This is a genomic window from Paraburkholderia sp. IMGN_8 (genome assembly GCF_038050405.1).
GTDB lineage: Bacteria > Pseudomonadota > Gammaproteobacteria > Burkholderiales > Burkholderiaceae > Paraburkholderia.
The window spans coordinates 681,004-697,236 of sequence record NZ_CP150900.1 but is presented as its reverse complement, the minus strand read 5'-3'; the positions used below and the strand labels follow the sequence as shown (position 1 = coordinate 697,236).

14 protein-coding genes are annotated in these 16,233 nt (G+C 63.1%); 7 read left to right on the top strand and 7 right to left on the bottom strand.

The features are described from left to right. Positions 1-78: 78 nt before the first annotated feature. From fba to WN982_RS03400, 5 genes are all read right to left on the bottom strand, one after another. Positions 79-1,143 (bottom strand): class II fructose-bisphosphate aldolase, encoded by a 1,065-nt coding sequence (gene fba, locus WN982_RS03420; RefSeq protein WP_341314392.1) that lies wholly within the window; start codon positions 1,141-1,143, stop codon positions 79-81. 303 nt (positions 1,144-1,446) lie between these two features. After that, complete coding sequence (pyk, locus tag WN982_RS03415; RefSeq protein WP_341314391.1) at positions 1,447-2,883, bottom strand: pyruvate kinase; 1,437 nt, start codon at positions 2,881-2,883, stop codon at positions 1,447-1,449. Positions 2,884-3,310: 427 nt separating this feature from the next. Continuing rightward, positions 3,311-4,504, bottom strand: a complete 1,194-nt coding sequence (locus WN982_RS03410) for a phosphoglycerate kinase (RefSeq protein ID WP_341314390.1) — start codon at positions 4,502-4,504, stop codon at positions 3,311-3,313. A 275-nt stretch (positions 4,505-4,779) separates the two neighbouring features. Then, positions 4,780-5,103: an AzlD domain-containing protein gene (locus tag WN982_RS03405; protein ID WP_341314389.1), complete on the bottom strand. Its 324-nt coding sequence runs from the start codon at positions 5,101-5,103 to the stop codon at positions 4,780-4,782. Then, entirely contained in the window at positions 5,100-5,846 is a 747-nt protein-coding gene (locus WN982_RS03400; RefSeq protein ID WP_341314388.1) for an AzlC family ABC transporter permease, read from the bottom strand. The genes WN982_RS03405 and WN982_RS03400 overlap by 4 nt, the downstream gene beginning before the upstream one ends. A gap of 341 nt (positions 5,847-6,187) precedes the next feature. Between WN982_RS03400 and WN982_RS03395 the strand changes: the two genes are divergently transcribed. From WN982_RS03395 to WN982_RS03370, 6 genes are all read left to right on the top strand, one after another. After that, complete coding sequence (locus WN982_RS03395; protein WP_341314387.1) at positions 6,188-7,111, top strand: branched-chain amino acid transaminase; 924 nt, start codon at positions 6,188-6,190, stop codon at positions 7,109-7,111. Between the two features lie 65 nt (positions 7,112-7,176). Further along, positions 7,177-7,371: a zinc-finger domain-containing protein gene (locus WN982_RS03390; protein WP_035548391.1), complete on the top strand. Its 195-nt coding sequence runs from the start codon at positions 7,177-7,179 to the stop codon at positions 7,369-7,371. A gap of 257 nt (positions 7,372-7,628) precedes the next feature. Beyond that, on the top strand, positions 7,629-8,654 hold the full coding sequence (waaF, locus tag WN982_RS03385; RefSeq protein WP_341314386.1) for a lipopolysaccharide heptosyltransferase II: 1,026 nt from the start codon (positions 7,629-7,631) through the stop codon (positions 8,652-8,654). 168 nt (positions 8,655-8,822) lie between these two features. Next, entirely contained in the window at positions 8,823-9,269 is a 447-nt protein-coding gene (locus WN982_RS03380) for a nuclear transport factor 2 family protein (RefSeq protein WP_341314385.1), read from the top strand. 39 nt (positions 9,270-9,308) lie between these two features. Next, positions 9,309-10,475: an alpha/beta fold hydrolase gene (locus WN982_RS03375; protein WP_341314384.1), complete on the top strand. Its 1,167-nt coding sequence runs from the start codon at positions 9,309-9,311 to the stop codon at positions 10,473-10,475. Further along, positions 10,468-11,040, top strand: coding sequence for a DUF2946 family protein (locus WN982_RS03370; protein WP_341314383.1), 573 nt, complete (start codon positions 10,468-10,470; stop codon positions 11,038-11,040). Before WN982_RS03375 ends, WN982_RS03370 begins: the two co-directional genes overlap by 8 nt. Positions 11,041-11,932: 892 nt before the next feature. On the opposite strand, the gene WN982_RS03365 is transcribed toward WN982_RS03370, so the two are convergent. Then, positions 11,933-13,642 (bottom strand): M48 family metalloprotease, encoded by a 1,710-nt coding sequence (locus tag WN982_RS03365; protein WP_341314382.1) that lies wholly within the window; start codon positions 13,640-13,642, stop codon positions 11,933-11,935. A gap of 221 nt (positions 13,643-13,863) precedes the next feature. On the opposite strand from WN982_RS03365, the gene moaC reads away from it, so the two are divergent. After that, entirely contained in the window at positions 13,864-14,340 is a 477-nt protein-coding gene (gene moaC / locus WN982_RS03360; protein ID WP_341314381.1) for a cyclic pyranopterin monophosphate synthase MoaC, read from the top strand. Between the two features lie 57 nt (positions 14,341-14,397). On the opposite strand, the gene WN982_RS03355 is transcribed toward moaC, so the two are convergent. Then, a complete protein-coding gene (locus WN982_RS03355) occupies positions 14,398-16,182 on the bottom strand; it encodes a Wzy polymerase domain-containing protein (protein WP_341314380.1) in 1,785 nt (594 codons plus the stop codon). Between the last annotated feature and the right edge of the window lie 51 nt (positions 16,183-16,233).

Here is a 16,233-nt window from a genome sequence, read left to right as displayed (position 1 = left end):
GATGATGCGGGAACGGCGATCTAACGACAACCTGGCCGTCCGGCCAGGTCTTAAGGTATTGACAGCTTAGTTGACAACTTAGCGGACGACTTGCGCGAGGTCGCCCGACTTGTACTTCTCCGCGATTTTATCAAGCGAAACCGGCTTGATCTTGCCGGCCTGGCCTTCGCAGCCGAATTGCGTGTAACGCTCGATACAGATCTTCATCGCGGCTTCGCGCGCCGGCTTCAGATAATCGCGCGGATCGAACTTGCCCGGATTCTGCGCCATGTAGCGGCGGATCGCACCGGTGATCGCCAGACGCAGGTCGGTGTCGATGTTGACCTTGCGCACGCCGTTCTTGATGCCTTCCTGGATTTCCTCGACCGGCACGCCGTAGGTTTCCTTCATGTCGCCGCCGAATTCGCGGATTTCCGCGAGCAGCTCCTGCGGCACCGACGACGAACCGTGCATCACCAGATGGGTGTTCGGAATGCGCTGGTGGATTTCCTTGATGCGCTGAATCGACAGAATATCGCCCGTCGGCTTCTTGCTGAATTTATACGCGCCGTGCGACGTGCCGATGGCGATCGCCAGTGCGTCGCATTGGGTCAGCTTGACGAAGTCCGCAGCCTGCTCCGGATCGGTCAGCAGTTGCTCGCGGGTCATCGTGCCTTCCGCGCCGTGGCCGTCTTCCTTGTCGCCCTTCATGGTTTCCAGCGAACCGAGCACGCCCAGTTCCGCTTCCACCGTGACGCCGATCGAGTGCGCCGCTTCAACCACCTTGCGCGAGACTTCGACGTTGTATTCGTACGAGGCAACCGTCTTGCCGTCGGCTTCGAGCGATCCGTCCATCATCACGCTGGTGAAGCCGCTGCGGATCGCCGCCATACAGACTGCCGGCGACTGCCCGTGGTCCTGGTGCATCACGACCGGAATGTGCGGATACGACTCGACTGCTGCTTCGATCAGGTGGCGCAGGAACGCCTCGCCCGCATACTTACGCGCGCCGGCCGATGCCTGCATGATGACCGGTGCGTTGACCTTGTCGGCCGCCGCCATGATCGCCTGCACCTGCTCCAGGTTGTTCACGTTGAATGCCGGAAGGCCATAGCCGTTTTCGGCAGCATGGTCCAGCAGTTGACGCATTGATACGAGAGGCATGCTGTAACTCCTTAGATTGAAACGAATTCTGAGCCGTCGGCATCTTTTGGGCGATTTTATCGCGAAGCAAGCCGCCTACCCGTGCACACCTTCCCTAAAGCGCGTTTCCTTCACGCGCGATTGGAGTCTGGGCGCCGCCTCTCGCGGGGATATTGCAGCCTGCTTCGCGCAGGTCAAGCCGGTGCCGATCGAGCAGTCTCCTGTGTCGATCGGAGTTAGCGTGTCGACCAGAGTTAGCGCTTTAGCGCTTACTCTGGTCCCATAGCGCTTACTCCGATCCCATACAAGATGGTTGCTGCCAAATCAATACGGCTCACCGACCCGTACGATTTTCAGCGTGTTCGTCCCGCCGGCCTGCCCCATCGGCTCGCCGACCGTCAGCACCACCATGTCGCCGCGCGACGCGTACCCCTTGCGAACCACGGTTTCCAGCGCCTGTTGCAACGCGGTGTCGCGGTCGGTGTTGGTGTCCAGATGCAGCGAGGTCACGTTGCGGTACAGCGCCATGGCCCGTTCGCTGCCGACTCGCGGCGTAAGCGCGAAAATCGGCACGTGGGTCGAGTGGCGCGACATCCACAGCGCGGTCGAGCCTGACTCGGTCAGCGCGACAATCGCCTTCGCACCGAGATGGTAAGCGGTGAACAGCGCGCCCATCGCGATCGACTGGTCGATCCGGGTGAACGTACGGTTGAGGAAATCCTTGTCCAGTTCCGACTGCTCCGACTTCTCGGCTTCGACGCAGATGGCCGCCATCGTTTCGATGGTTTGCACCGGATACTTGCCCGCCGCCGATTCCGCCGACAGCATCACCGCGTCCGTGCCGTCGAGCACGGCGTTGGCGACGTCCGACACTTCGGCGCGGGTCGGCACCGGCGCGTAAATCATCGACTCCATCATCTGGGTCGCGGTAATCACGAACTTGTTCGACTCGCGCGCCATCCGGATCATGCGCTTTTGCAGCGCGGGGACTGCGGCATTGCCCACTTCCACAGCCAGATCGCCGCGCGCGACCATGATGCCGTCCGACGCGTCGAGGATGCCTTGCAGCGCCGGAATCGCTTCCGCGCGCTCGATCTTTGCGATCATCTTCGGCTTGATGCCGTACGGCGCGCCCGCGATATTCGCGAGTTGGCGGGCCATTTCCATGTCGGTCGCGTTCTTCGGGAACGATACCGCGACAAAATCCACGCCGATCGACATCGCGGTGCGGATGTCTTCCATGTCTTTCGCGGTCAGCGCCGGCGCCGTCAGGCCGCCGCCCTGGCGGTTGATGCCCTTGTTGTTCGACAGTTCGCCGCCGATCTTCACGGTCGTGTGAATCTCGCTGCCGAGCACGCGGACCACGTTCAGCACGATCAGGCCGTCATTGAGCAGCAGTACGTCGCCCGGTTTCAGGTCGCGCGGCAGGTCCTTGTAGTCGAGGCCGACGCGATCATCGTTGCCGAGTTCGCAGTCGGCGTCGAGGATGAACGGGTTGCCCGCGATCAGCGTGGTCTTGCCGTTTTCGAATTTGCCGACCCGGATCTTCGGGCCTTGCAGGTCGGCCATGATGGCGACTTCGCGGCCCGCCTGACGGGCCGCGTCGCGCACGAATTCGGCGCGCTGGCGGTGATCGTCGGCCGTGCCGTGCGAGAAATTGAGCCGCACCACGTCGAGCCCCGCCTGAATCATTTGCAGCAGGATTTCCGGCGTATTGGAAGCCGGGCCGATGGTGGCGACAATCTTGGTGGCGCGATGCATGAGTCTCCTCGTCTGGATAGGATCGCTGGAATGAGCGCTGCGAGTCGGATGCGGAGGCTGCGCACCGAAGGTTGCTGCCGGGGGCTGCGCGCCGGTTGAAACCAGCGTCGCTTTATGGGGTGAGGCGGTGTTCGACCCCAGCACGGGACGCGCTGGCGGGGGCGCGAGCGCCACTTCTTCGTCATGGAGTTCTGCCTGCGATTGGGCGGCTTGTCCGCTGGACAACTCCGCTGCCTCGTTGGCAGTGGTCAACTCCGCGAGCGCGAGGGGCGACCCGGATTCTTCTTGCTGGATAACAGCGGCCGGCGTGGCCGGCCTGGCGGCGGAGCGCACTGCGCGCTCCCCTGCCGTAGCTGCTGCGGTGTTGCGCGGCGACTTGCCGCCGCGCGCTTTTGCAGACTTAGCCGTTGGGGAGCGCGTCGCCACGTTAAGCCCGCGATTCCAGAACTTCGACCGCCGGCAGCTTCTTGCCTTCGAGGAACTCGAGGAAGGCGCCGCCGCCCGTCGAGATGTAGCTGACCTTATCGTGGATGCCGTACTTGGCGATCGCCGCGAGCGTGTCGCCGCCGCCTGCAATCGAGAACGCCGACGACTTGGCGATCGCGTCAGCCAGCGTCTTCGTGCCGTTGCCGAACTGGTCGAATTCGAACACGCCGACCGGACCGTTCCACACGATCGTGCCGGCTTTTTCCAGTTGCGCGGCGAGCACCCTGGCGGTTTCCGGTCCGATGTCGAGGATCAGATCGTCGTCTTGAACGTCGGCGACAGCCTTCACTTCGGCCTTGGCGGTCGGCGAGAACTCCTTGGCCGTGACTACGTCGGTCGGGATCGGCACCGAGGCGCCGCGCGCTTTCGCCGCGTCGATGATGGCCTTGGCTTCGTTCACCAGATCGGCTTCGGCGAGCGACTTGCCGATCTTCAGACCCGCGGCCAGCATGAACGTATTGGCGATGCCGCCGCCGACGATCAGCTGATCGACCTTCTCGGCCAGCGACTTCAGGATGGTCAGCTTGGTCGACACCTTCGAGCCTGCGACGATCGCCACCAGCGGACGCTTCGGCGCGCCGAGCGCATTGCCGAGCGCGTCGAGTTCAGCCGCCAGCAGCGGGCCGGCGCAAGCGACGGGCGCGTACCTGGCGATACCGTGCGTGGTGGCTTCGGCGCGGTGCGCGGTGCCGAACGCGTCGTTCACGTAGACGTCGCAGAGCTTCGCCATTTTTTGCGCGAGCTCGTCCGAATCCTTCTTTTCGCCCTTGTTGACGCGGCAGTTTTCCAGCAGCACAACCGAACCGGGCGCAACATTCACGCCGTTTTCGACCCAGTTCGCGACCAGCGGCACATCGCGGCCGAGCAACTCGGCCAGACGCTTCGCGACCGGCGCGAGCGAGTCTTCCGGCTTGAAGTCGCCTTCGGTCGGGCGGCCCAGGTGCGAGGTGACCATCACGGCGGCGCCTGCGTCCAGCGCGGCCTTGATAGCTGGCACGGAGGCGCGGATACGGGTGTCTTCGGTGATGTTGCCTTGATCGTCCTGCGGCACGTTCAGATCGGCGCGGATAAACACGCGTTTGCCGGATAGCTTGCCGTCGGCGATCAGATCGGAGAGACGCAATACCTTGTTCATGGGCGTGTATGTGCGAGTTGATGAGAAGGCGGTGGCGGACGACGCACTGACGGACAGCGCAAAACAAAACTCCAGCGCTTCGGCACGGCAGCGGCTCCACTGAATCGGGCGCCGGCGGCACGAGCCGCGGCTCTCGCGCCGTGCACTGGCGCGGTTATCCCGAAAACGTCCATTTTAACTGATCCACACTGCCTTCTGACCCGCAACGGGGCGAATGTCCCGTATTTGACGGATGCACCACGCGTGCTGCATCGCAGCATTTCAGACCTGCGCAATTACATGAAGAGCCGCATGAGCGTGAACACAACCATGCCGACGACGATCGTGCCCAGCATGGTGCGGCGCCACAAAAACCACGCGAGACCGGCTAGCGTCGCGTAAAACTCGTGATTCGACGGCGCGAAAGAAAGGCCGTCGGGGGTCGCCAGCACGTCGGGCAGCACGACGGCGGCGAGCGCCGCGGCCGGCGCGTAGCGCAGCATTCTTTGCACGCGCTCCGGCAACACGGTGCGCTCGCCGCCGATTAGAAACATCGCACGTGTCACCGCGGTGACGAAAGTCATGCCGATAATGGCCAGCCAGATCTGTGTGGAAGTCATGGGGAATCTCCGGCGCTGTTACGGATGCGGCGCAAGTCGGCGCGCTCGACCATCAGATCGGCCGCGCTGCCCGCGATGATCGCCGCGATCACCGCCAGCGGCAGCGCGAGCCGGTACGGCAAATCGAGGGCGAGCAGCGAAACCACGCCGGCGATGCTGACCGCGACCAGCGTGGAGCGCGTCGCGATCGCCGTCACCATGATCGGCAGTAACGCCAGCGTGCCCGCCAGCGCGAGACCCCAGTTGTCCGGAATCAGGCTCGCCAGCAGAATGCCGACGATCGACGACACCTGCCACGACAGCCAGCTGCAGACCGCCATACCCCAGAAGTACGCTTCCTTGCCCGGTACGTAACCGGTCTGGAAGCTTTTCTTCTGGAACAGCAGATAGATCACGTCGCCGTTGAAATAGCCGAGCACGATGCGCCGCCACATCGGCAGATAGGAGAAATGCGGCGCGAGACCGGCGCTGAAGATCACGAAACGCGTATTGACCATCGCGGCCGTGAGCAGCACGGTCCACACCGGCAGCTTGGCCGCGAGGAGCGGCAGCACCGCCAGTTGCGACGAGCCGGCGTAGCACAGCAGCGACATGGTGAGCGCCTGCGGCAGCGTGAGCACGGACTTGCTCATCGCGATGCCGGTTACCAGGCCCCAGGAGAAAATCGCCATCAGCGTGGGCGAATAGTCGCGCGCGCCCTGACGGAAGGCACGGCGATCGGTATCTGACAGGCGAGCGAGCATGAGACGAGAGGCGTTGGCGCGGGACGCGCCGCAACGAAGGGAAGTCGGCGCCAGGTCGTCAAGCACCCGCTGGCGCATTCGGATTTGAATTATGCGTGCGCCGAATTATAGCGCCCGGCATGCGGCCAAATGCCCGTTCCGTGTGCAAAAGACGCTAAAATAACGCTCTTTGCTAGACCTCACAAGAAAACGCCGGGCCGCCCCCCGGGTTTTCCGCCCCGCAGGAAGTTCCCCGCCCCGAAGAAAGTCCCCTTGGGGGATTGGGGGATTGCCCCCTCGGGGAGCCTGACGCGAAGCGACAGGTTTAGGGGCACTCACAACCGCACCCGCTGGAGAATCGTATGTCAATGGCCGACCGCGACGGCAAGATCTGGATGGATGGCAAGCTCATCGACTGGCGCGATGCCAAGATCCACGTGCTCACCCACACGCTGCATTACGGCATGGGCGTTTTCGAGGGCGTGCGCGCCTACAAGACGGCCGACGGCGGCACCGCGATTTTCCGCCTGCAGGAACACACCAAGCGCCTGCTGAACTCGGCGAAGATCTTCCAGATGGACGTGCCGTTCGACCACGAAACGCTCGCCGCCGCGCAGCGCGAAGTGGTCCGCGAAAACAAGCTCGAGTCCTGCTACCTGCGCCCGATCATCTGGGTCGGCTCGGAAAAGCTCGGCGTGTCGGCCAAGGGCAACACGATCCACGTGGCGATCGCCGCCTGGCCGTGGGGCGCCTATCTCGGCGAAGACGGCCTGCAGAAGGGCATCCGCGTGAAGACCTCGTCGTTCACGCGCCATCACGTGAACGTGTCGATGGTCCGCGCGAAGGCGTCGGGCTGGTACGTGAACTCGATCCTCGCCAACCAGGAAGCCACCGCTGACGGTTACGACGAAGCGCTGCTGCTCGACGTGGACGGCTACGTGTCGGAAGGCTCGGGTGAGAACTTCTTCCTCGTGAATAACGGCAAGCTGTACACGCCGGATCTGTCGTCGTGCCTCGACGGCATCACGCGTGACACGGTCATCACGCTGGCGAAAGACGCGGGCATCGAAGTGATCGAAAAACGCATCACGCGCGACGAGGTCTACACTTGCGACGAAGCGTTCTTCACCGGCACGGCCGCCGAAGTCACGCCGATCCGCGAACTCGACAACCGTACGATCGGCTCGGGCGCACGCGGCCCGATCACCGAGAAGCTGCAAGCGGGCTTCTTCGACATCGTGAACGGCAGGAGCGAGAAGTACGCGCACTGGCTGACCAAGATCTAACGCGCGCTGCGCCGGCCTTTTTAACGGCGCAACGCACGCACCCTGCATACAACGAGAAAGTCCCCATGAGCGAAATCAAGGAAATGCCGCTGGTCGAACTGTCGGCGAAAGACCTGCCGGCGTACTGCCCGAATCCGGCAATGCCGCGCTGGAGCGCGCATCCGCGCGTCTTTATCGATGTCACGCACGGCGAAGCGCGTTGCCCGTACTGCAGCACGCGCTACAAGCTGCGCGACGGCGAAGTGGTCAGAGGTCATTGAACACTGAACGCTGAGCGCTTGCGCCGCTGCTTGTGGCCCTGTTGGCTTCGCCCGCTGTCCGGTTTGTCGTTTGACTTGCCGTATTTGCCTTTGCAGCAGGTGACCGGGCAAGCGCGTCGCAGCAACGCCGCAGCCGCGGCGGGTCCGGCCGTGCCGGGTCCGCGCCACGCGACTCGCGACATATCCCCTTTTACAAATCCGAACGCCACGCGCATGGCGCGCGCGGCGCTTCGTTTCGACACCGGACACTCACTCTGATGCGTCGCGCGTTGGTTATCGCACCGAACTGGATCGGTGACGCATTGATGGCGCAGCCGCTGTTCGCGCGCCTCGTGAAATTGCATCCGCGCATCGTGATCGACGCGGTCGCGCCTTCGTGGGTCGCGCCCGTGCTCGAACGGATGCCCGAGATCCGCGACGTCTACGCAACCGATCTCGCGCACGGCAAGCTGCAGATGCTGCGCCGCTGGCAACTGTCGAGCGACTTGCGCGACGTCGGCTACGACGCGGCCTATGTGCTGCCGAACTCGCTGAAGTCGGCGCTGATTCCGTGGATGGCGGGTATTGCGCTACGTATCGGCTATACCGGCGAAAGCCGCTACGGTCTCTTGAACGTGCGCCACGCGAATCCGCGCAAGGACGAGCGCCCGCCAATGGTCGGCCATTACGCCGCCCTCGCCTACGCGCCCGGCGCCAAGGTCCCCGGCGATCTGCCGATGCCGCGGCTCGACGCGGACCTGAACGAGGCGTCGCGCGTGTCGGCGCGCTTCAATCTGGATACGCGCGTGCCGCTGCTGGTGTTCTGCCCCGGCGCCGAGTATGGCCCGGCCAAGCGCTGGCCACCCGAGCATTTCGCAGCGCTTGCGCAGATGGTCGGCCAGTCGTTCCCATACACACAGATCGTCGCGCTCGGTTCGCCGAAAGACGCGCCGCTGGCCCAGGCGATCGCCGAGAAGGCGCCGAACGTACGCAACCTGTGCGGCCAGACCGCGCTCGGCGAGGCTTGCGCGTTGATCTCGCGGGCCAACGCGGTCGTCACCAACGATTCGGGCCTGATGCACGTGGCCGCCGCGCTGCGCCGGCCGCTCGTGGCTGTGTACGGTTCGACCGATCCGCGCCACACGCCGCCCTTGTCCGAGCTTGCGAAGGTACAATGGCTCCATCTCGAATGCAGCCCCTGTTTTGAGCGCGAGTGTCCGCTCGGTCATCTGAACTGCCTGAAGCAGTTGAGCGCCGAGCAGGTATTCGGCGATTTACGCGGCATGTTGCTCGCGCAACGCTGAACCGACTGACACTTGCACGCAACACCGCACGCACCTGAGCGCGTCGCGTCATGTTCGCGCCTTGCGGCGCGGGCATTCTCGCGCTTGAGTGCGATTGTCCGGTGCTCCGGACTGTCCCGCTGACTGCTGCCCCGCAACCGCGCGCCGCGCACAAGAGACTGACGAGCCATGCCACGTTTTGCCCATATCTTCGAAGCCGCCGCCGATACCCTGAACGCCTATTACCAGGCCGTCGCCGAGGTCAATATCGACAGCTTGATGGGCCTGTGGATCGATGAGGAGTTCGTCAGTTGCATCTGCGCCGACGGCTCGCATCTGCACGGCCTCGACAGCATTCGCGCCGGCTTGCAGATCCAGCTGGAAGCCGCGCCGGTGTCGATCGAGCCGCTCGATATCCGCGTCTACGACAGCCTCGGCACCGTCGTCTACGCAATTGCTGAAGCGCACCGGCCGGCCAATCCGTCCACCACGCCGACAATGGTGTTCACCACGTATGTGATGGTTCATGAGCGCGGCGAATGGCGCATTGCGCATATTCACGCAAGCCCGATGCCAAACGAGGCCGCGAGCCAGTTCGCCGCGAAGATGCGGCATGGCCAAGGGGCGTTGCATTGACTTTTTGTTGAAGCTTCACGTTTTTGCTCCGACGCTGGTATGAGTACGCTCTACAGGAAGTCCCCCGCCCCGAAGGATGTCCCGCGCCCCGAAGGAAGTCCTCTTGGGAGATTGGGGGATTGGGGGACGACGCACGACAAATCCGCTTCTCCCGGCACGGCCCGCGCCGCGGCTGCCGTCGAGGCAACTGCCGATCTGCTCTACCGTGCGCCGCTCTGGCTGCCGAACCGGCATGTGCAAACCATCGTCCCGTCATTGTTCGCGCGCCGCCCGGCGGTCACTTTCCGGCGCGAGCGCTGGGACACGCCAGACGGCGACTTCATCGATCTCGATTGGGTTGTGCACGATGGCCAGTCCGTTGGCCCGTCGAGCGCCTCCGTTACTCTGGAAGCTCCAGCCGACGACGCCCCGCTGTTCGTGCTGTTCCATGGCCTCGAAGGCAGTTCGGCGTCGCACTATGCCTTGTCGCTGATGGCCGGCGCGCGCGAATATGGCTGGCACGGCGTGGTGCCGCACTTTCGCAGTTGCAGCGGACCGTTGAATCTTCTGCCGCGTTTCTATCATCTTGCCGACAGCAACGAAGTGGACTGGGTGCTGCGGCGGTTGCGTGCCGCGCATCGCGGGCCGATCGTGGCCGCGGGCGTGTCGCTTGGCGGCAATGTGCTGCTGCGCTGGCTCGGTGAGCGGCGCGAGGACGCGTCGTCGGTCATCTCGGCCGCCGCGGCGGTTTCGGCGCCGATCGACGTACATGCCGGCGGACGCGCGCTGGCGCAGGGATTCGGCATGATCTATACGCGCAATTTCCTGAAGACGCTGAAGCAGAAAGCCGAGCAGAAGCTCATCCAGTTTCCGGGTTTGTTCGACCGTGACACGATGCTCGCGAGCCGCACGATGTATGAGTTCGACAACGTGGTGACAGCGCCGCTACACGGCTTTCGCGATACCGACGATTACTGGAGCAGCGCGACCACGCGGCCATTGTTGCCGCACATTGCGGTACCCACGCTGGTGTTGAACGCGCGCAACGATCCGTTCTTGCCGAGCGAGGCGTTGCCGTCGCGGCATGAAGTGTCGTCGGCCGTCGAACTCGATCAACCCAGACACGGCGGCCACGCCGGCTTTATGACCGGACCGTTCCCGGGCCGCATCGACTGGCTGTCGCGGCGCGTGTTCGGCTACCTGGAGCGGCACGTCGATCATGGATGACATCGTCAGGCAGGCCTTGACCAAATGGCCGAATGTGCCGAGTTGCACGGGTTGGTTGTTGCTCGACCGGCGCGGCAACTGGCGCATGAGGGATGAGGCTGCGCAGGCTAGTGGTGCGCCTGGTACGCCGATTCGGCATGCGGCGTTGCTGGCGTTTATCAATCGGAATTACGAGGCGGATGAACGTGGACAGTGGTTTTTTCAGAATGGGCCGCAGAGGGTTTATGTCGAGTTGGGGTACACGCCCTGGGTTGTGAGGTTATCCGCCGATGCTGACGGGGTGCTTTCTTTGACTGATCAAGCTGGGGGCGCTTTTGAACCTTCGGCTGTGTTTGTCGATGATGAAGGCGGAATTCTGTTTGTTGATGGCTCGGTGCCGCCGAGAGTTGCTGTTTTGCATGATCATGATCTGGGAGTTTTTTCTGATCATGCAAAGTTGGCTGACGATGCCGTCAGTGGGGATTTTTTCTGGCGAGATGGGGTTATTTTGCCGCTACGGCCTGTGCGGCGAGGTGATGTTGCTGCGCGGTTTGGGTTTGTTGTTAGCCCGGCAGAGGGGCAGTAGTTTTTTTGCCTTTGGCGGCAGCATTGTCTGTGCGCCTACGGTGTTGGCCTTTCCTTGTTCTGTTATTGGTTTATTAGCGTCGCCCCTGTGCGGGGCAGGCACTTACTTTCTTTGCCGCCGCAAAGAAAGTAAGCAAAGAAAGCGGCGGCGGATTCAACCGGTCGTTGCAACACCTCTGTTCCAATACGGAAATGGAGAGTGGAGCATCTGGAATCGGTGTTCTCGCACACTCCGCGTTTGTGACAAGGCAGTCATTCTTCCGCCGGCGCTGCGCGCGCCGTGGCGGTACTTCTCAAAACCGATGGGGCGTGTGCGCCTTCGGCATCATCCTTCCCGCCTCGCACTACGTGCTCGCGGAAACGGTCTGCAAGGGAAACCAGGGGCTTCGTTTGTGCGTGATTGGGGGCCATCGGCTTTGCCTCGGCGAGGCGCCGAGGTGATGTGCGGTTTGCGGAAAAGTGACACCCGGAGATAATTCGGCGAGACGCAGAGGCTGCTACGGTACTGAGAAAGGTACGCGCCGATCACTACAAATCCACCCAAATGCGGGCCACCTTACCAGGCAAAACGTTGACGCGAAAATGGCGGATGGCTTTGAGAAGTACCGCGTCGGCGCGCGCAGCGCCGCCGGAAGTATGACTGCCTTGTCACCGGCGCGGAATGTGCGAGAACACTGATTCCAGATGCTCCACTGCCTCCTCCAAGCCGGGGGACCCGCTTAAGAATTAGCGGTGTGAAGCCGCTTTCTTTGCTTACTTTCTTTGCGGCGGCAAAGAAAGTAAGTGCCTGCCCCGCACAGGGGCGACGCTAATAGACCACCAAGAAATCAAGGAAAGGCCACCACCGCAGGCACCCAGACAAATGCCGCCGCCAAAGGCAGAAAAAAAACCATTCACCCCTTCTCCTCAAGCCGCTCCTCCCGATAGCGGCTCTCCATCTCATGTAACCGCGCGTCGACGGTAGCGAGATCATAGTATCCAATGGTCTTGATATCCCGCGCTTCCTTCAGCTGCCGAATGGCGGAAAGCCAAGCCCCTTCGAGGGCAAACTTTTCAGCAAGCGCCCGATGCTGCGTCAACGCATCCCCGTTGCCAGCACTCGCCTGCGCGAGATATAACCACCACGCCGGCTGCTCCGGATAAGCACGCGTCTCCTTCAACGCCAACGCCTGCACATCAGCAAATCGCCGCATCGTCAACAACGTCCGGATATGCATATCGATCGCCGCATTCGACTGCGGCCACCGCTTCTGCGCGAGCTCGGCAAGACGAACCGCCTCGTCATCGCGCCCGGCGCGGCGCGCAATATCGGCGGCCAGCACGTCCAGACTCGGCGAACTGCGCGCCGCCTCACCTTCACTGCGCTCGCCCGCAACAAATACAGCACGAGAAGAAGCAAGCGAGGCCGCCGCGTCGTCATAACGCTCGAGCAGCATCTGCCCATACGCGATGCCGTACCAGTTCGCGGCAACATTCAGCGCCGTCCGGTCCTCGATCTCGGAGCGCAACCGCGAAATCTCATCGGTGTATTCACCGCGCGAGCGATCCTGAAGCAAGCGTGCCCTCGCCCGCACGAAACCATATTCGGACGCCTGGTGCGGTTGCCGGTATGGCGCGCGACGCGCACGGTCCTCCATGTCGGCGATCCGCTCGCCAGTCAGCGGATGCGTGCGCGCGTACGCCGGCACACCCGTGTCGCTCATCGAGGCACGGTCGAGCCGGTGGAAAAACGTCGCCATCGCGTACGGGTCGTAGCCGGCGCCGACCAGCAGCAAGAAACCGACACGGTCGGCTTCGTGCTCGGCGGAACGCGAGAAGCGCAACTGGTTATCGACCGCATACGCTTGGCCGCCGATCGCGATCGCACTGCCAAGATCACCGCTGTGTGCAATCACGCCCGCCAGAATCCCGAACAACAGGCCGGCGAGCGCGGCATAGCCGCTGCGCTCGCCGGTCGTGATCATCCGCGAGATGTGCCGCTGCAAGACGTGCCCCATCTCGTGCCCGAGCACGGACGCGAGTTCGGATTCGGTCTGCGTCGTCACGATCAAACCCGTGTTCACGCCGATGAAGCCGCCCGGCAACGAGAATGCGTTGATCTGTGAATCGCGGATCGCGAAGAGGTCGAAGTCCGGACGATAGCCCCCAATGTATTGCGCATTAGCGGCCGCGGCGAGCTTCGTCGCGACCGAGTTCAGGTAGTCACGCACCAGCCAGTCGTCGAGATAGTCGGGGTCGCGGCGCAACTCGCGCATCACGCGCTCGCCGAGCTTGCGCTCGGCTTGCGGCGTCAGCGACGCGGCGCCGCCATTGCCGAGGTCGGGCAGTTGCTGGGTGACGATCGGCGCGCGCCAGCCGGTGTTCGCGCCGGCATTACCAGAGAAGCGACTCTGGGCGCCACCGTAGATACCGAACACGCCCTGCGCAATCTCCGGCGGCACGATGGGTTCGACATAAGAATTCAGCGGGCCGATTTCCATCGGCGGCCCTTCAGTTTGTGTGCTGATACCGACGGTCGAAGAGCCGCGGGACTGCGCGAACGCACCCGGCTGCGTCAAGAGCGCGACGGACAATAACGCAGCAAGAAACCGTTTCGGACGCATCGCGAGGTCGGTAAGACGGAGTCGAAAGGCGACGCCCGCCGCTCGGACTAAGATAGCAGGCATACGACAATTGTAATCAGTCACCGCGGCGATTCGAGCCACTTCGACGCCAGGCTCGCCAAGTGCGGCCTGATGACGCGCTCGACGCGGCAAGCTCAGCCCCGGCTGCCGGCCGGCGTCGCCACGCTGCTATGATAGGCGCCCTCTGAAGGAGCCCAACCATGCCTGAACTCACCCATTTCGACGCCGCAGGCCAGGCGCATATGGTGGACGTCGGCGGCAAGCAGGAGACCAAGCGCATCGCTGTCGCGCGCGGCTCGATTCGCATGCTGCCGGAGACGTTCGCGCTGATCCGCGACGGCAACGCCAAGAAGGGCGACGTGATCGGCATCGCGCGCATCGCCGCGATCCAGGGCGCAAAGCGCACCGCCGATCTGATCCCGCTATGTCATCCGCTCGCGCTGACGCGCGTCAAAGTGGACTTCGAGCTCGATGAAACGCTGCCCGGCGTGCATTGCACGGCCCAAGTGGAGACGCTCGGACGCACCGGCGTGGAGATGGAAGCGCTGACCGCCGTGCAGGTCGGGCTGCTGACGGTGTACGACATGTGCAAGGCGGTCGATCGCGGCATGACGATCACCGAGGTAAAGGTGCTGGAGAAGCACGGGGGAAAATCGGGGGACTGGGTGGCGGGTTGATGACGGCCACCGTCATCGCCCCACTTCACCGCTGAAGCTCAGGAACGACAGCGCGATTTATTCCTCGTCGCTGTCGTCGTCCTGATTGACGTTGCTCGGCGGCATTCCATAGCGCTTCACCAATTCCGCCTTGAAGCCGGTCAGCGTCTTCTGCTCGTCGCACAGTTCGTACAGATAGCTCAACTGCGACGGCCAATCCTTCAATTCCTCGGCAAAAATCTTCAGGCGAGCGACGGTGTCGAACGCCGCCGCCGTATCGCCGCTCAATGCCTGCAGCACCGCATAGCGGCGCAGCACCGTTTCGCCCGGCAGTAACGCCATTGCCTGCTTGTGCATCGCGAGCTTGTGTTGCAGGTCCATCGAATTCATCGGCAGCAGCGTCGCGAGGCCATACTCGCCCCACGCCTGGAACAGGAACGACGGGTCCGCACGGTACTGTTCGGCAGGACGCGAGCCGTAATACAGCACCTCGGCACGCGTGTAATCGCGATACACCGGATACAGCGCCGCCACGCCGCCCAACACCACCGCCGCGAACACGCCGAATGACAGGCGGCCAGGCACGAGGCGCAGCGGGCGCGTCTCCAGCACACCGAACACGAACATCGCCGGCAGCAGAAAGAACATGTATTGCTGCGGATATTCGACCAGCGCGTGCATCACTAGAACGCCGATCAGCGCAATGCCGAACACGCGCGCGGCGGTGTACGGCGCGCGCACCACGCGCACCAGCCAGGCGATCAGGCCGAACAGCACGATCGCAAGGCCGATCAGGCCGGTTTTCGCGAGCAGATCGATGAAGATATCGTGCGAATTATTGGCGATCTCGACGCCGCCGAGCGTCTTCACAAACTCGTACTGATAGCTCGGGAACTCGCCCCAGCCGACACCCAGCAGCGGATGCGTCCTGAACATCGTCCAGCCGTACTTCCACAGCGCGAGACGCGGCGCGATCTGGCCGGCGTCCTTGAAACGATCAGCCGCGGACTGTCCGAGTTCCAGGTGATAGTGCACGTTGGCCCAGCGGATCAACGCATTGATGACAAAGAACAGCACCGCCAATGCGATCGGGATAAGCCACGCGCGATTGCTGCGGCGTAGAAGCGGCTGATTGCGCATCTGCGCAAACGCCATCCAGAAACCCGCAACCACGATGACGCCCATCTGCAGCCAGGGCCCGCGCGACACGGTCAACGCCAGGCCAACCGCAAAGCTCGTCGACACCAGCAGCCAGATGCCGACGGCAAGTTGCCGCGTCTGCACGAGGAACAGCGCGCCCGCCATCGCGAACGCAATATAGGTGGCGAGGTGATTCGCCTGCGCCATATTGCCGAACGGCCGGCGCTCGACGGTCACGTTATAGGCAACGACGAGCGGCGATACCTTCACCTCGAGGTGAAACAGCTGGATGACCTGGCAGAACACCGCAAACAGCCCGCCGACGATCAACGCCCAAGCGGCCCAGCGCAGCGCGGTGTCGGTCAGTTTTGCGCGAGCGAAGCCATAGCCGGCGTGCACGGCCATGAACGCAGCGAGCAGATAACCGCCGCCGAGCCAGTTCATTGACGGCTGCGTGACCGGCAGCAACACCGATTGCGCGACCAGCACCAGCCCGAAAAACAGCGGCACCAGCGCGACGACCGGCGACGCAAACGTAATGCGCGGCTTGGCGCTCCACATGAGCAATACGACACCCGCGCCGGTCAACAGATACAGCGCGAGTGCCGTGAATTCAGCATAAAACGTCGGAATCGGATACGTGTGGCCGACGACTGCATAAGGCAGCATCAACGCGAGAGCCAACAGAATGAGAGACAGGTAGCGCGCAAATGGGGTGGGCATTGAGTAACCGGAGGCGTCAGCAACCGGCGCACTATACAAAAAAATTCTTCC

Excerpts from the sequence above, each read along its gene's own strand:
- WN982_RS03405 (WP_341314389.1), bottom strand. The coding sequence starts at position 5,103 with ATGACTTCCACACAGATCTGGCTGGCCATTATCGGCATGACTTTCGTC.
- WN982_RS03395 (WP_341314387.1), top strand. The coding sequence starts at position 6,188 with ATGTCAATGGCCGACCGCGACGGCAAGATCTGGATGGATGGCAAGCTC.
- moaC (WP_341314381.1), top strand. The coding sequence starts at position 13,864 with ATGCCTGAACTCACCCATTTCGACGCCGCAGGCCAGGCGCATATGGTG.
- fba (WP_341314392.1), bottom strand. The coding sequence starts at position 1,143 with ATGCCTCTCGTATCAATGCGTCAACTGCTGGACCATGCTGCCGAAAAC.
- WN982_RS03355 (WP_341314380.1), bottom strand. The coding sequence starts at position 16,182 with ATGCCCACCCCATTTGCGCGCTACCTGTCTCTCATTCTGTTGGCTCTC.
- WN982_RS03365 (WP_341314382.1), bottom strand. The coding sequence starts at position 13,642 with ATGCGTCCGAAACGGTTTCTTGCTGCGTTATTGTCCGTCGCGCTCTTG.
- WN982_RS03380 (WP_341314385.1), top strand. The coding sequence starts at position 8,823 with ATGCCACGTTTTGCCCATATCTTCGAAGCCGCCGCCGATACCCTGAAC.
- WN982_RS03400 (WP_341314388.1), bottom strand. The coding sequence starts at position 5,846 with ATGCTCGCTCGCCTGTCAGATACCGATCGCCGTGCCTTCCGTCAGGGC.
- WN982_RS03410 (WP_341314390.1), bottom strand. The coding sequence starts at position 4,504 with ATGAACAAGGTATTGCGTCTCTCCGATCTGATCGCCGACGGCAAGCTA.
- WN982_RS03390 (WP_035548391.1), top strand. The coding sequence starts at position 7,177 with ATGAGCGAAATCAAGGAAATGCCGCTGGTCGAACTGTCGGCGAAAGAC.
- pyk (WP_341314391.1), bottom strand. The coding sequence starts at position 2,883 with ATGCATCGCGCCACCAAGATTGTCGCCACCATCGGCCCGGCTTCCAAT.
- waaF (WP_341314386.1), top strand. The coding sequence starts at position 7,629 with ATGCGTCGCGCGTTGGTTATCGCACCGAACTGGATCGGTGACGCATTG.
- WN982_RS03370 (WP_341314383.1), top strand. The coding sequence starts at position 10,468 with ATGGATGACATCGTCAGGCAGGCCTTGACCAAATGGCCGAATGTGCCG.
- WN982_RS03375 (WP_341314384.1), top strand. The coding sequence starts at position 9,309 with ATGAGTACGCTCTACAGGAAGTCCCCCGCCCCGAAGGATGTCCCGCGC.